The sequence below is a fragment of the Altibacter lentus genome (genome assembly GCF_000746845.1).
Taxonomy (GTDB): domain Bacteria; phylum Bacteroidota; class Bacteroidia; order Flavobacteriales; family Flavobacteriaceae; genus Altibacter; species Altibacter lentus.
In genome coordinates this window covers 1,695,694-1,709,447 of record NZ_KN050846.1, presented here as the reverse complement: position 1 = coordinate 1,709,447, position 13,754 = coordinate 1,695,694, and the positions used below count along the sequence as shown (strand labels likewise).

Genomic DNA, 13,754 nt, shown 5'->3' with positions numbered 1-13,754 from the left:
ATTAATGCGCTTCCAGCCAGTTCTCGCCCACACCCAGCTCAACTTCTAGGGGCACTGAAAGTGGATAGGCTTTTTCCATTTCTTTTTTGATCAATACCTTTAGCTCTTCCAGCTCGGGTTTGTAGACATCAAAGACCAATTCATCATGCACTTGTAAAAGCATCTTGCTTTTATACCCTGCTTTTGTCATCTTTTCATGAATACGAATCATCGCGATCTTGATGATGTCTGCGGCGCTACCTTGAATGGGTGCATTCACCGCGTTGCGCTCCGCCGCACCGCGAACAACGGCATTACTTCCGTTAATGCCGTTGAGGTAGCGCCGTCGTCCCAATACGGTTTGTACGTAGCCATGCTCCCGGGCGAAATCGATCTGTTCACTTATGTAATTTCGAAGCTTAGGATAGGTCTTATAATAGGTGTCGATCAACTCCTTCGATTCACTTCGGGATAGGTCGGTCTGGTTGCTCAACCCAAAGGCAGACACTCCATAGATGATCCCAAAGTTCACCGTTTTTGCATTGCTTCGTTGCTCGCGGGTCACCTCAGCCAACGGAACATTGAACACCTTGGCGGCGGTAGAGGCATGAATATCTTCCCCGTTTGTAAACGCCTGTATCATGGTCTCTTCCTCACTTAGGGCAGCAATAATACGTAGTTCGATCTGTGAATAATCGGCTGCCAGCAATACGTGTTCCTCGTCACGAGGGATGAATGCCTTCCGCACCTCACGTCCGCGTTCGGTACGAATCGGGATGTTCTGTAAATTCGGGTTATTGCTGCTCAATCGGCCGGTCGCCGCTACCGTTTGCATATAATCGGTGTGAACCCGCTGGGTCGATGGCTCCACTTGTTCCGGCAACGCATCGACGTAGGTGCTTTTTAGTTTCGACAATCCGCGATATTCCAGCACATCCCGAATGATCTTATGGTCCTTGGCAAGATAGGAAAGCACATCCTCTGCGGTAGAATATTGCCCCGTCTTGGTCTTTTTCGGTTTATCGACGAGTTTCATCTTGTCGAAAAGGATCTCGCCCAACTGTTTGGGAGATGCGATATTAAATGTTTCTCCGGCAGCTTCATAAATGGATTTTTCGAGTTTTAGGATATCGTTGTCCAATTCCGAAGAAAGGTTCTTCAAAAATCCTTCATCCAGATTGATCCCTTCCAGTTCCATATCGGCTAACACGCGAAGCAACGGGATCTCGATCTCGTCAAATAGTTTTTGGGTATTCGCCTCGCCCAACTCGTTTTGAAAGTGTTCTTTAAGCTGAAGCGTGATGTCTGCATCCTCTACCGCATATTCGGTTTGCTGTTCTACAGGAACGTCCCGCATATTGCCTTGGTTCTTTCCCTTCTTTCCGATCAATGCTTCAATTGCCACGGGGGTATAGTTGAGGTAAGTTTCCGCGAGAACATCCATGTTGTGACGCATATCGGGATTGATAAGGTAATGTGCCAGCATGGTATCGAAAAGTTTTCCTTGAACGGAAACATTGTACTTGGCCAATACTTTGATGTCGTATTTTAAATTCTGACCGATCTTCTCAATAGCTTCAGACTCAAAAAAGGGCCGTAATTGTTCGATAAGTTCCTGTGCTTCGTCCTTACTTTCCGGGAAGGGAAGATAAAACCCTTTGCCGGTCTCCCAAGAGAATGCGATGCCTACAAGTTCCGCAGTTAAGGGATTCAAACCTGTAGTTTCTGTGTCGAAACACACGCTGTTTTGTTTTAATAGGTTCTGAAGAAAGAGCCTGGTGCCCATTCCTGCTTGCACGGTTTGATAAAAATGTTCGGTCGTATCAATCGTCTTTCGGGAATTGTATTCTTTAATATCCGAAGCAGGTTCGCCATCGCCGCCAAACAAGGAGAATTGACCACTTCCGGCAGTGGATTTGGCAGTTTTCTTAGCCGATTCTGAATTGGAGATCTGTGTGACCTCTTCTGAAGCACCTTCGGAAGAAAATAACTTTAGGAATTGTTCCTTTAAGCGTCTAAATTCCAGTTCTTCAAAAATCTGCTGAACCTTTTCTGCATCGGGCATAGACATTTCGTAATCCTTTTCATTGAAGGTGACATCGCAATCTGTATTAATGGTTGCCAATTTTTTGGACAGCAATCCTAATTCGGCATTGTCCTCTACCTTCTCCTTCATCTTTCCGGTGAGCTTATCGGTATTGGCTAAAAGCGCTTCCATAGAACCAAATTCGGCAATGAACTTCTTTGCGGTCTTTTCACCTACGCCTGGTAATCCGGGGATGTTGTCACTTGCATCACCCATCATTCCCAGATAATCGATCACCTGTTCGGGTCGTTCCACACCAAAGCGTTTCTTCACTTCGGGGATCCCCCAGATCTCGATGGCGTTCCCCATACGTGCAGGACGGTACATAAAGATATTTTCTGAAACCAACTGCCCAAAATCCTTGTCGGGAGTTACCATGAAAACCTGATAGTTCTGTTTTTCGGCTTGCTTGGCCAAGGTGCCGATGATGTCGTCTGCCTCCATACCTGAGATCTCCACACACGGAATGTGCATGGCCTTTATAAGATCCTGGATAATAGGTATTGATTGTTTGATCACATCCGGTGTGGCGTCACGATTGGCCTTGTAGGCCTCAAATAGTTCGGTGCGTTCCGTGCTTCCGTCCTTATCGAAACAAATGGCCAGATGGTCCGGTTTTTCTCTTCTAATCACATCGAACAAAGAGTTCATAAAACCCATGATAGCCGATGTGTCCTGCCCCTTCGAATTGATCCTGGGGTTCTTTATCAGGGCATAATATCCGCGAAAAATCAATGCATACGCATCAAGTAGAAAAAGTCTTTTTTGATTGGCCATGGGTTATACTATTGAAGAGTATAAAACTACAAAACTTCTTTCGCCAACCGAAATTAATTGAGATGCAATTCGTATTTTTCGTCATTGAATAAAAAACGTATGAATCCTATCTCGATTGCAATTCACGGCGGTGCCGGAACCCTTGTAAAAGGACAAATGACTTCAGAAAAAGAAGTTGCTTACAAGAACGCGTTAGACATGGCCTTGGAAACAGGATACGCTATGCTGCATGAGGGCGGAACAGCGGTTGATGCGGTTGAGGTCGCTGTGCGATCGTTGGAGGATTCTCCTCTGTTCAATGCCGGGAAAGGCGCTGTCTTTACGGCAGAAGGAACTCATGAGATGGACGCAGCAATTATGGAAGGCAAAGACCGAAAAGCCGGTGCGGTTTCTCTGGTAACAGGAATTAAAAACCCAATTGCCTTAGCTCGTGATGTGATGAACAAAAGCGAACATGTTTTTCTGGCCGGAGAAGGGGCCATGCAATTTGCGAAAAAGCTGGGGTATACTCTGGAACCTCTCTCTTACTTCTATGATGCACTCCGTTATCAACAATGGCAGGAGATAAAAGGAACCGATGGTTTTCAGCTGGATCACAGCCTGAAAAAGGATAGTAAATTCGGGACTGTGGGGGCTGTGGCCTGCGATAAAGACGGAACTGTGGCTGCAGCAACGTCAACAGGCGGGATGACGAATAAGAAATGGGGTCGCGTAGGCGATAGTCCTATGATTGGGGCAGGGAACTATGCAAACAACAAGACCTGTGCGGTAAGTTGTACGGGTAGTGGCGAATTTTTTATTCGTGGAGTGGTCGCTTATGACGTATCCTGTTTGATGGAATACAAGGGCTACTCTCTGGAGAAGGCGGCTTCGGAAGTGATCCGAAATCGATTAGGAGAACTGGGTGGAGATGGCGGATTGATAGCGGTCGATGCGAAGGGCAACATTGCTATGCCATTTAATACCGAAGGCATGTACCGAGGATGTAAAACTTCCGAAGGGCGTAAAGAAGTATTGATCTATAACGATTGAGCGTCTGTCACCGAAATTCCCAACGGCGATACCCTTACCTTTTTCTTCTTGATATTGAAACGGTCTCCGTTTGCCAATATATGTGTTTTCAAATTAGTGAGTGACATGGGGGATCCTTTGGACACCGATTTCCTGTTGTTGTGCTTCGCTTTTCGGGCGTTAAAAACAATCACCATCCCAGAGCCTACCACCTCAAAAGTATCTCCGTTCTTAATAATAAGTCCGGTGTCTTCTGCCAACCCTATACCTATGATCTTTGGGAATTTAGCAACGGCTTCTGCCAACCTTCCGAAGCGTCCTCTGCGAATAAAATGAGAATCGATAATAAGGTCCGGAATAAAACTCATGCCTTTGCCCATGCCTGTTGCGCCCTTGGTAAACGCTTCCTTGATGCCCCCGCCTGTGATCATTTCCTTGCTCATACACATGGCGCCGGCACTGGTTCCGGCAATTACAAACTTTTCGTTCTCATATCGCTCCAGCATGATCCTATGCAGTGTGGTACCACCAATTTCACGTGTGATGTTGGACTGATTTCCACCGGAAAACATCACACAGTCGGCTTCTTGTATGCGACGGATATTTTCGGGATCTTCAGACTGTGATCGTTCACGGATGTCCATCACATAAAGATTGGTACATCCTAACTTCCCAAATGCCTGCAAGTAATTTTCTCCAACCTCTTCGGGAATACTGGAGGCTGTAGGAATGATGATAATGGAAGCTTCTATGCCGCCACTTTCTTTCACAACACGCGACAAGATCCCTTCCTGTATAAATTCTAAGTGATAGATCTCACTCGTTTCAATGCCTTTGTCTTCGTTTCCGCCGATGGGGATTAGAATTCCTTTTACACTCATGCAGTCAATTTATTGACGGCAAAAATAGCGGTTTTGTTCTAAAAAATATTATATATTTATAATCTTTCACCTTTTAGAAATAAACTAACCCAATATGAGAATACGTGAGATTAATGCCATGCGCGGGCCCAATTACTGGTCGGTGAGACGCCATAAACTAATTGTTATGGTACTTGACCTAGAGGAAATGGAAGAATTACCCTCTAATAAGATTCCCGGTTTTGGAGATCGTCTTAAGGCAATGTTTCCCAGTATGTATTCTCACAGGTGCAGTGAAGGTTGTGAAGGAGGGTTTTTTATGCGGGTGGATGAAGGCACCTGGATGGGTCATATCATAGAGCATATTGCTCTGGAGATTCAGACTTTGGCAGGTATGGATACCGGCTTCGGAAGAACCCGCGATTACGGAGAAAAAGGGGTGTACAATGTGGTCTTTTCTTATATGGAAGAAAGTGTGGGCCGCTATGCAGCAGAAGCAGCGGTACGCATTTGTGAAGCATTGATCGCTTCCGAAGAATACAACCTGGAGGATGATATTCAGAAGATGCGGGAACTCCGTGAAGTTGAACGTCTGGGACCCAGTACTGGCTCCATTGTGGAAGAAGCTGCCAGTCGTGGTATTCCGTGGATCCGGCTTAATAAATACTCGTTATGTCAGTTAGGATATGGAGCAAATCAAAAACGTATTCAGGCGACCGTTACTTCAGAAACCAGTAGCATAGGTGTAGAGATCGCCTGCGATAAAGAAGATACCAAATACCTGCTGGAACAAGCCGAAGTAGAGGTGCCAAGAGGAGACATCATTAGTAGAGAGGGCAGTTTGAAAGAGGCCTGTGACTATGTAGGGTATCCTTTGGTTATCAAGCCCATTGACGGAAATCACGGCCGTGGCATTACGGTGGATATTTGTTCGTATGAAGAAGCCGTCGTGGCTTTTCACGCTGCAAAAGAAGTTTCACATCGTGTAATCGTTGAAAAATTTATTACGGGAGAAGACTACCGTTTGCTGGTGATCAATAATATACTGGTCGCAGCCGCCAAGCGTACTCCGGCGCATGTGATTGGTGATGGAAAATCGACCGTTCAGGAGTTGGTGGACAAAGTGAATGAAGATCCAAGAAGGGGCTACGGACATGAAAATGTCCTTACCATGATCACTATTAACGATCTTACCAAGACCATTATTAAAGATGCAGGTTATACGGTTGATTCGGTGATTCCCAAAGGGGAGCGTCTTATTTTAAAGGATACGGCAAACCTTAGCACAGGTGGAACCGCCGAAGATGTGACCGACATCGTGCACCCTGCAAACGTTTCAATGGCCGAACGTATTTCGAAGATCATTGATCTGGATATTTGTGGGATCGACATTATGACCACAGACATAAGCAAACCGCTCTCGGACACCGGAGGTGCCATCTTGGAAGTAAATGCCGGTCCGGGCTTTAGAATGCATCTTGCGCCAACTACAGGATTGCCTAGAAACGTTGCTGCTCCTGTGGTAGATAAACTTTTCCCGAATGCGGGAGATACAGGGCGGATTCCCATTGTGGCCATTACCGGTACCAACGGGAAAACAACTACTAGCCGACTTGTAGCTCACATGGCAAAAATGAAAGGCTATCGTGTAGGCTATACTACCAGCGATGGTGTCTACATCCAGAATCGACTCTTGATGAAAGGAGATTGTACAGGACCTGCTAGTGCAGAATTTGTACTCAAAGACCCAACTGTAAATTTTGCCGTCTTAGAATGTGCCCGGGGTGGCCTGCTACGCGCCGGTTTGGGATTCCACAAATGTGATGTCGCCATTGTTACGAATGTAGCAGCAGATCACCTGGGGCTGAAAGGAATTCATACCATAGAACAACTGGCAAAAGTTAAAGGGGTCATTCCCGAAACGGTACTTCCGGACGGGTATGCCATTCTCAATGCTGATGACGATCTGGTGTATGAAATGCGTAGAAGTATTAATTGCAACTTGGCACTATTCTCCATGGACGAGGAAAATCCGCGTATTCAGGCATTACAACGAATGGGTGGCATTACCGCGGTATATGAGAATGGCTATGTAACCATTTGCAGGGGGGCTTGGAAGATGCGGGTGCTAAAGGCAGAAAATATTCCCTTAACCTATGGAGGGAAAGCAACGTTCATGATCCAGAATGTGTTGGCAGCAATACTGGCTGCTCATGTACGAAACATAAGTATTGAAGATATGAAAGTGGCATTGGAAACCTTTATTCCTTCAGCCTCTCAAACACCCGGTCGACTGAACTTGTTCGAATTTCAAAATTTCACGATTCTTCTCGACTATGCCCATAACCCGGCAGGGATGAGGGCGCTTCAGAAATTTACAGATGCGCTGGAGGCAACTGTAAAGGTTGGTATTATAGCAGGCGTAGGTGACAGGCGTGAAGAGGATACAAACGAGATTGGTAGCATCGCTGCTGAAATGTTTGACGAGATCATTATTCGTCAGGATAAACGCTTGCGGGGCCGCACGGAAGAAGAGCTCATCAAGATGTTGAACGACGGGATACAAATGAAGGATCCGCATAAAAAGACAACCATCATTCCTTCAGAAAAGGAAGCGATCACCTACGCGGTAAATAATGCCAAGAAGGGATCTTTGATCATTTTGTGTAGTGATGTGATTCCTGATGCGTTGGATCTTGTGACCCGGTTTAAGGAGCAAGAGGCACGTGGGGAAGTAGTCTTTGCTCAATAAAAAAGCCCCTGCGCTGGCAGAGGCTCAACCACTCCTCCTCAAAAGCGGTTGTGTCTTTAGTTGGTGTTTTTATTGTACTCCGGAAGGAGGGATGTAGCTGGGAACCACATTCTCAATAGGTTCAATGGACATCAAATACGCGTACATGGCACGCAGGTCTTCGTCCTTCAATTCTCTGAAAGATTGCCAAGGCATCGGTGGCATAAGCGGTCGAGAATTCTCCATGCCCTTGAACTTTCCTTCGGTCATAGCTCGCTTAAATTGTTCATAAGACCACGAGCCGATCCCGGTATCATCGGGGGTTAGGTTTGCACCAAAACTTGTTCCCCAGGGGCCCACTGCAACCGTGAGATCATTATTCATGAGCATCCACTTCCCGGGTCCTATAACATTTTCCGGAACTTCGGGAACCGCTGCGTTGGCAGGATGACCCATGAGCCAACGATCCATATCTGGCACGGGACCTTGATCGGTCATTTTCTTTGGCGTGTGACAATGGTCGCATCCAATGATCTTGACCAGGTACTCTCCTTGTTTAATTTGGTCTGCTTCTGAAGTTTCCGCCATACTATCCACTTCTGTCGAGATGTAGGCAGCCTCTTCTTTTTTCTTGGACATACATGCCGTAATCGTGAAAATGAAAAAAAGCATGAGGATGGGCCGTAATGAGTTACGCGTTTTCATAATGGTTGGTTTTTAGATAAACATGTAAGTCTAGGTGGGTTAGACTACCAAATGAGGGGAGTATTAAAGGTAACAAAATAACAAACACCTTGTATCTATGATTTCATGGATTTTTGAAAGTATGGGAATTCATAGAGGGAACGTAGAAGGAGACAAAAAATAGAAAAGCCATCACGAGTGTGATGACTTTTCGCCCCAAATTTGATCGATAACCCAGGTTATCAACCTACTTATGTCATGTAAAATTACAAAAATAATTCAATTGAAAGCCTATTTAAGAAAATTATATGACTTTTAAATTCGTATTACGGCCTTTCTAAAATACTTGTTTTCAGTTTTTTATATCCAAAAAATACAATGTAGCCATAACATACAATTAACAAGATCAGTGCCCATTTAAAACCTACTTGATCTGTAATAAAACCATACAAGGGAGGTACAACCGCTCCTCCCACAATGGCCATGCATAACAGCCCTGATGCTTGAGGTTTTAGATCACCAAGTCCGCTCAAGGTGAGAGTGAAAATGGTTGGGAACATCACGGAATTAAAAAGTCCTACACCTAAAATACTCCACATGGCTGTCAACCCTTCCGAATTCATGGAAATAGACAATAGCAATATAGCGCCAAGCGAAAATAGTGTGAGGACCCTTGCCGGAGAGATCACTTTGGTGAGATAAGCACCTAGGAAACGACCAATCATGGCACCGCTCCAGTAGAACACTACAAACGACCCTACAATTGCCTTTGCGTCAATCTGCGTGATGTCTTGATGCAAGAGCCTTTCAGAGATATTTCGCATTAAGGGAGTTTCTCTAATGGTCGCGGCTAGGTTCATATCTAAAAAATAGTTCACCAGATAACTTCCTATGGCCACTTCGGCCCCTACATAGAGAAAGATGCCGATTACACCCAGTAAAACCATTTTATTCTTTAACAAGATGAAATATCCCGATTTGGGACTTTCCTGAATAAGCTTCGGAAGTTTTAAGAACACAAAAAGAAGAGAGAGTACTCCAATAAAAGCTGCAATCCACAAAAAAGGTTGTTGAACAGCATTCGCTTCAGCCGAAAAATAAGCTTGTTGTTCAGCTTCAGATAAAAAAGAGATCTCTTCAGAATTCTTTATCGTATCGCTCAACAAGAACAAGGCACCAACCACAGGAGCTATGGCAGTTCCAAGGGAATTGAAGGCCTGCGAAAGATTCAAACGACTGGCGGCTCCGGTCTCTTTACCCAACACCGAAACGTATGGATTGGCGGCCACCTGGAGGATGGTGATGCCTCCTGCTAAGGTGAAATATCCCAGCAAAAAGAAACTGAATACACGATAAGAGGCCGCTGGATAGAACAAGAGACATCCCACTGCCATGGTGACCAAACCTAATATTATTCCTTTTTTATAGCCTATGCGTGATAAGAGATAGCCCGCAGGAACAGAAAATAAAAAGTAAGCGATAAAAAATGCAAATTGAACCAACCCGGCCTGAAAGTAACTTAACTCAAAAACATCTTTTAATCTGGGAATAAGGCTATCCACCAATACCGTTATAAATCCCCATAGGAAGAAAAGAACTGTAATGATGATGAACGCCGTACGATAGTCTCTTTTTTGATCCATATCAGCACCTTATTTTTTATGATAAAAATCGACTGCTATAGCTTCATTTTCTTCGTTTTGATATTTCATCATCGTAAAGCCTTCATGGATACAATACGCGCCGGTTTCACCGTCTTTGTTCAAAGCAATGTAGGCGACCTGAAAATCCATAAAGTTCTCGTTCTTGATAACGATGCGCCTCACTGCCTCTTCGCATGCAGCTTGAGGCGATAGCCCATTTCTCATAAGTTCTACAATAAGGAAGCTGCCCACAGTTTTAAGGATCTCTTCTCCCATTCCCGTAGCCACGGCACCTCCTACTTCATTATCCACAAAGAGACCGCTTCCTATAATTGGGGAATCCCCTACGCGGCCCTTCATTTTATACGATAAGCCGGAAGTGGAGCAGGCTCCCGCAATGTCCCCATTTGTGTCTAAAGTTAACATTCCAATCGTATCGTGATTCTCAATATTTATAATTGGCTTGTACTCGCTGGTCTTCAACCATTCCTGCCAAGCCTCTCTAGCCGTATCTGTTAATAGGTTCTCTTTTTCGAAACCCTGTTCATAAGCGAAAGCTTCGGCACCTTCTCCGGCCAACATCACATGGGGCGTTTCCTCCATAACCTTTCGAGCCAATGCAGCTACATTTTTAGTCGTAGATACACACAAGACCGAACCGCAGTTTCCATCAGCGTTCATGACGCAGGCATCTAATGTTACATTGCCTTCGCGGTCCGGCGTGCCTCCTATACCTACAGTAGTGTTCTTTAGGTTCTCTTCTTCAACTTCCACACCTGCAATAGCTGCGTCCAATGCGGCTTTTCCTGCTTTTAAGGCTTTTCCTGCAGTAGCATTTGCTTCTGTGAAACGCCAGGTACAAATTGCGATAGGGGTAGGTTTTTTCGTCTGTTTCATAGCGGGCTTTTCAATTATTTCTTCGGAAGGATTCTTACAACTTATTGCGGCGGAACTGGCTACCACGCCTAAACCGGTTAGCGATGCATTCTTAATAAAGTTTCGTCGTTTCATAAAGGTCTATTTTATAATGATCTCGTCTACAAAAATCCATGCCTTCCCATCTAAAGTAGCACCCAGATGCCATGCGGGCAGCGCTCCTAGATTGGCCGCTTTAATCTTTAAATATCGACCGCTTTGACCTTTTAGATCGAATGAAATGGTCTTTATGTCAATGTTTTCTGAAGGAGTTTCCGAAGCGATGATTTCTGATATCTGTGGCGTACCAAAATTATGAGTGTCTGACACATAGCACTCGACTTTAGTAGGATAAAAGATCCAACTTCGCTGATCTTGTAAGAAATTAATTTGCACCATATCCAATGGTTGAATGCTCCCCAGATCAATTACCGCAATGAGGTCTGTATCTTGGTATCCCTGCCACGCACCAGTTCTAAAATCCTGCGCACCAAAAATTCCATCGATTAAGGCGGTAGGCCCGCCACCATTATACTCATTCGCATATTCGGTGTGCAGTTGAATGCTTCGGTTTGGGTCGATCATGAAGAATTTTGTGGAAATCACACTGCTTTTTATGCCGTTATCTTCAGCGTAGATATGAAGGGTACAGGCTTCCTTGATGGTGATAGGACTTTCATAGCGTTTAAAAGTGGTGTCGTTGATGCTATAATAAATAATTGCCTCTTCTTGTGCACTCCCCAAGGTGACAGTAGTTTCTTTTTTGAAGGTCACATCTCCCGAAGCAATGTAAGGAGCAGAAGTAATGGGGTGAACGTTGATCTCGGTTTTCGGGATCTCATTGTCTTTGGTGGCCCAGTTCGATGGTGTGTCTGTCATCTCGAACCTCAGGTCACCTCCCTTTATTAGTTCTTCATGCCATAGGTAACTGCGAGTGAGCGGGTCACCATTTAATGTAGCCGATGCAATGAATTTATGCTTCGGACTGTGATTAGTAGCTGTGATTGTAAATTGATTTCCATTTTCGAAGTGCATGGTAGCCTTTTCAAAAAGAGGGGTGCCTATAATGTATTGGTTGCTCCCCGGGGTCACCGGATAAAAGCCCAAAGAACTCAACACGTACCATGCGCTCATTTGCCCACAATCTTCATTGCCGGAGATCCCATCGGGACTGTTATGATATAAGCTTGTGAGGATTTCATGTATTTTTTCTTGCGTCTTATAGGGTTGATTCACAAAATTATATAGATATGCCATGTGATGACTGGGTTCATTCCCGTGAGCATATTGACCAATAAGGCCGGTAATATCGGCTTGATCCCTTCCGGAGGTGGTTGAAGTAGTTTCAAATAAAGTGTCTAGGTGATTGGAAAATATTTTCTTGCCTCCCATTAGCGTGATAAGACCGGCGATGTCTTGCGGAACGTACAAACTGTATTGCCATGCGTTGGCTTCGGTGTAATTGAAGTTAACCTCAAACGGATCGAAAGGAGCGAACCACGTATTTCGAAACCGTCCTTGCATGAAATTTGTTTTCGGATTGAAACTATTCTTATAGTACTGGGCACGTTCAAAAAATAATTTTTCGTCGGCTTCTTTACCCAGAGCCTTCGCCATTTGAGCTATCGTCCAATCGTCGTAAGCGTATTCCAAAGTTTTAGAAACCGATTCACTTTCGGCTTCCACAGGAATGAATCCGAAGCTTTTGTAAGACGCCAATCCCAAACGATCCTGCATGGCACTGTGTTTCATGGCTGCGAATGCTTTTTCAGCATCAAATCCGCGAATGCCTTTCAAATACGCATCTGCGATCACAGGAACCGCATGGTAGCCTATCATACAACCTGTGTAATTGCCGGAAAGGTCCCAGATAGGGAGGATACCGCCCTCATCGTATTTTGCAAGGAACGTATTGATAAAATGGTTGGTTCGTTCTTGCTCAATAAGTGTATAAAGCGGATGGGTTGCCCGATAGGTGTCCCAAAGCGAAAAGACCGTATAATAGTCAAATGCAGAAGTTTGATGGATTTTCAGGTCCATCCCTCGATAACGTCCGTCCACATCCTGATAAAGATTAGGAGCTACCATGGTATGATAGAGTGCTGTATAAAAATTGATGTTATGAGTGTCGTTCTCCGTTTCGATCACGATCTTTTCGAGTTGCTTTTCCCAGACAGATTCGGCTTCTCTTTTTAGTTGTTCAAAATCTTTATCTGCAATCTCGGCATCAAGATTTTTCTGCGCCCCTTCTATATCTACCGCCGAAATCCCAACGGAAACGACCACAACCTCATTCTCCGGATTTTCGACCTGAAATGCAGCTTTTGTAGGGGAAATTCCTTTGTTTGGAGGGTAGGTTACTGTAACCGGATGTGAAAATTTGATATGAAAATACAGACGCTGGTCTTTTGCCCAAGCTTCAGAAAAACGATAACCGTTAAATTCTGTCCTGGAAAGTTGTGAGAGGGTATGCCCTAAAAGCTTGTCGCGGTGTTCCAGATCCAGGATAACGAATTGGTTTTCCGAAGAAGGAAACGTATACTTATGCATACCGGCCCTTTTGGTAACGGTAAGTGCTACTTCTATATTTGTACTGTCCAAAATTACATGATAGTAGCCGGGAGAAGCTGTTTCATTGCTATGTGAAAATGGTGCCCTGTACCCTTTTTTTCCGTCTGCCCCGTTATGAAAGTTGATCTCGTTGGTAGGCATTAACAGTATATCGCCATAATCGCTCACGCCGGTACCGCTAAGGTGTGTATGCGAAAAACCATAAATATAAGTATCGCTGTAATGATAACCGCTGCAACCATCCCACCCATCTAGTCGTGTATCTGGACTTAGTTGCATCATCCCAAACGGAAGGGTGGCGCCGGGATAGGTATGGCCATGTCCACCAGTGCCAATAAAGGGGTTTACATAGGAGAGAAGTGATTTCTCTTTTTTTGAAATTGTAACAGAAGAAGTGTGTTTGCAACTAATGAGCAGCAGCATACAATAACCAAGATAGAAAAGCTGTTTCATAGGCGTTGACTTGCGAAAGATAGTGAAAACCGTTAAAAAAAAGT

At 44.7% G+C, this 13,754-nt stretch carries 8 protein-coding genes; 2 read left to right on the top strand and 6 right to left on the bottom strand.

What is annotated here, in order from left to right; genetic code table 11:
* Window position 1 precedes the first annotated feature (1 nt).
* Window positions 2-2,842 carry a DNA polymerase I gene (gene polA / locus JS40_RS07925; RefSeq protein ID WP_034259679.1) on the bottom strand — a complete coding sequence of 947 codons (2,841 nt, stop codon included), beginning with the start codon at window positions 2,840-2,842 and terminating at the stop codon, window positions 2-4.
* 99 nt (window positions 2,843-2,941) lie between these two features.
* On the opposite strand from polA, the gene JS40_RS07920 reads away from it, so the two are divergent.
* The gene (locus JS40_RS07920) at window positions 2,942-3,874 is read left to right on the top strand and encodes an isoaspartyl peptidase/L-asparaginase family protein (protein WP_034259678.1); all 933 of its coding nucleotides are present in this window, start codon (window positions 2,942-2,944) and stop codon (window positions 3,872-3,874) included.
* Here the strand turns inward: JS40_RS07920 and JS40_RS07915 are convergent.
* Window positions 3,862-4,734, bottom strand: a complete 873-nt coding sequence (locus tag JS40_RS07915; protein WP_034259676.1) for a cyanophycinase — start codon at window positions 4,732-4,734, stop codon at window positions 3,862-3,864. The genes JS40_RS07920 and JS40_RS07915 overlap by 13 nt on opposite strands.
* Before the next feature lie 94 nt (window positions 4,735-4,828).
* Between JS40_RS07915 and cphA the strand changes: the two genes are divergently transcribed.
* Window positions 4,829-7,465 carry a cyanophycin synthetase gene (cphA, locus tag JS40_RS07910; protein ID WP_034259674.1) on the top strand — a complete coding sequence of 879 codons (2,637 nt, stop codon included), beginning with the start codon at window positions 4,829-4,831 and terminating at the stop codon, window positions 7,463-7,465.
* Window positions 7,466-7,534: 69 nt separating this feature from the next.
* On the opposite strand, the gene JS40_RS07905 is transcribed toward cphA, so the two are convergent.
* The 4 genes from JS40_RS07905 to JS40_RS07890 all read right to left on the bottom strand — a co-directional run bounded on the left by JS40_RS07905 (window position 7,535) and on the right by JS40_RS07890 (window position 13,710).
* The gene (locus JS40_RS07905) at window positions 7,535-8,149 is read right to left on the bottom strand and encodes a c-type cytochrome (RefSeq protein ID WP_034259673.1); all 615 of its coding nucleotides are present in this window, start codon (window positions 8,147-8,149) and stop codon (window positions 7,535-7,537) included.
* A 305-nt stretch (window positions 8,150-8,454) separates the two neighbouring features.
* A complete protein-coding gene (locus JS40_RS07900) occupies window positions 8,455-9,771 on the bottom strand; it encodes a sugar MFS transporter (protein WP_034259671.1) in 1,317 nt (438 codons plus the stop codon).
* A 9-nt stretch (window positions 9,772-9,780) separates the two neighbouring features.
* Window positions 9,781-10,782 (bottom strand): isoaspartyl peptidase/L-asparaginase family protein, encoded by a 1,002-nt coding sequence (locus JS40_RS07895; protein ID WP_034259669.1) that lies wholly within the window; start codon window positions 10,780-10,782, stop codon window positions 9,781-9,783.
* A 6-nt stretch (window positions 10,783-10,788) separates the two neighbouring features.
* Window positions 10,789-13,710 (bottom strand): GH92 family glycosyl hydrolase, encoded by a 2,922-nt coding sequence (locus JS40_RS07890; protein WP_034259667.1) that lies wholly within the window; start codon window positions 13,708-13,710, stop codon window positions 10,789-10,791.
* Between the last annotated feature and the right edge of the window lie 44 nt (window positions 13,711-13,754).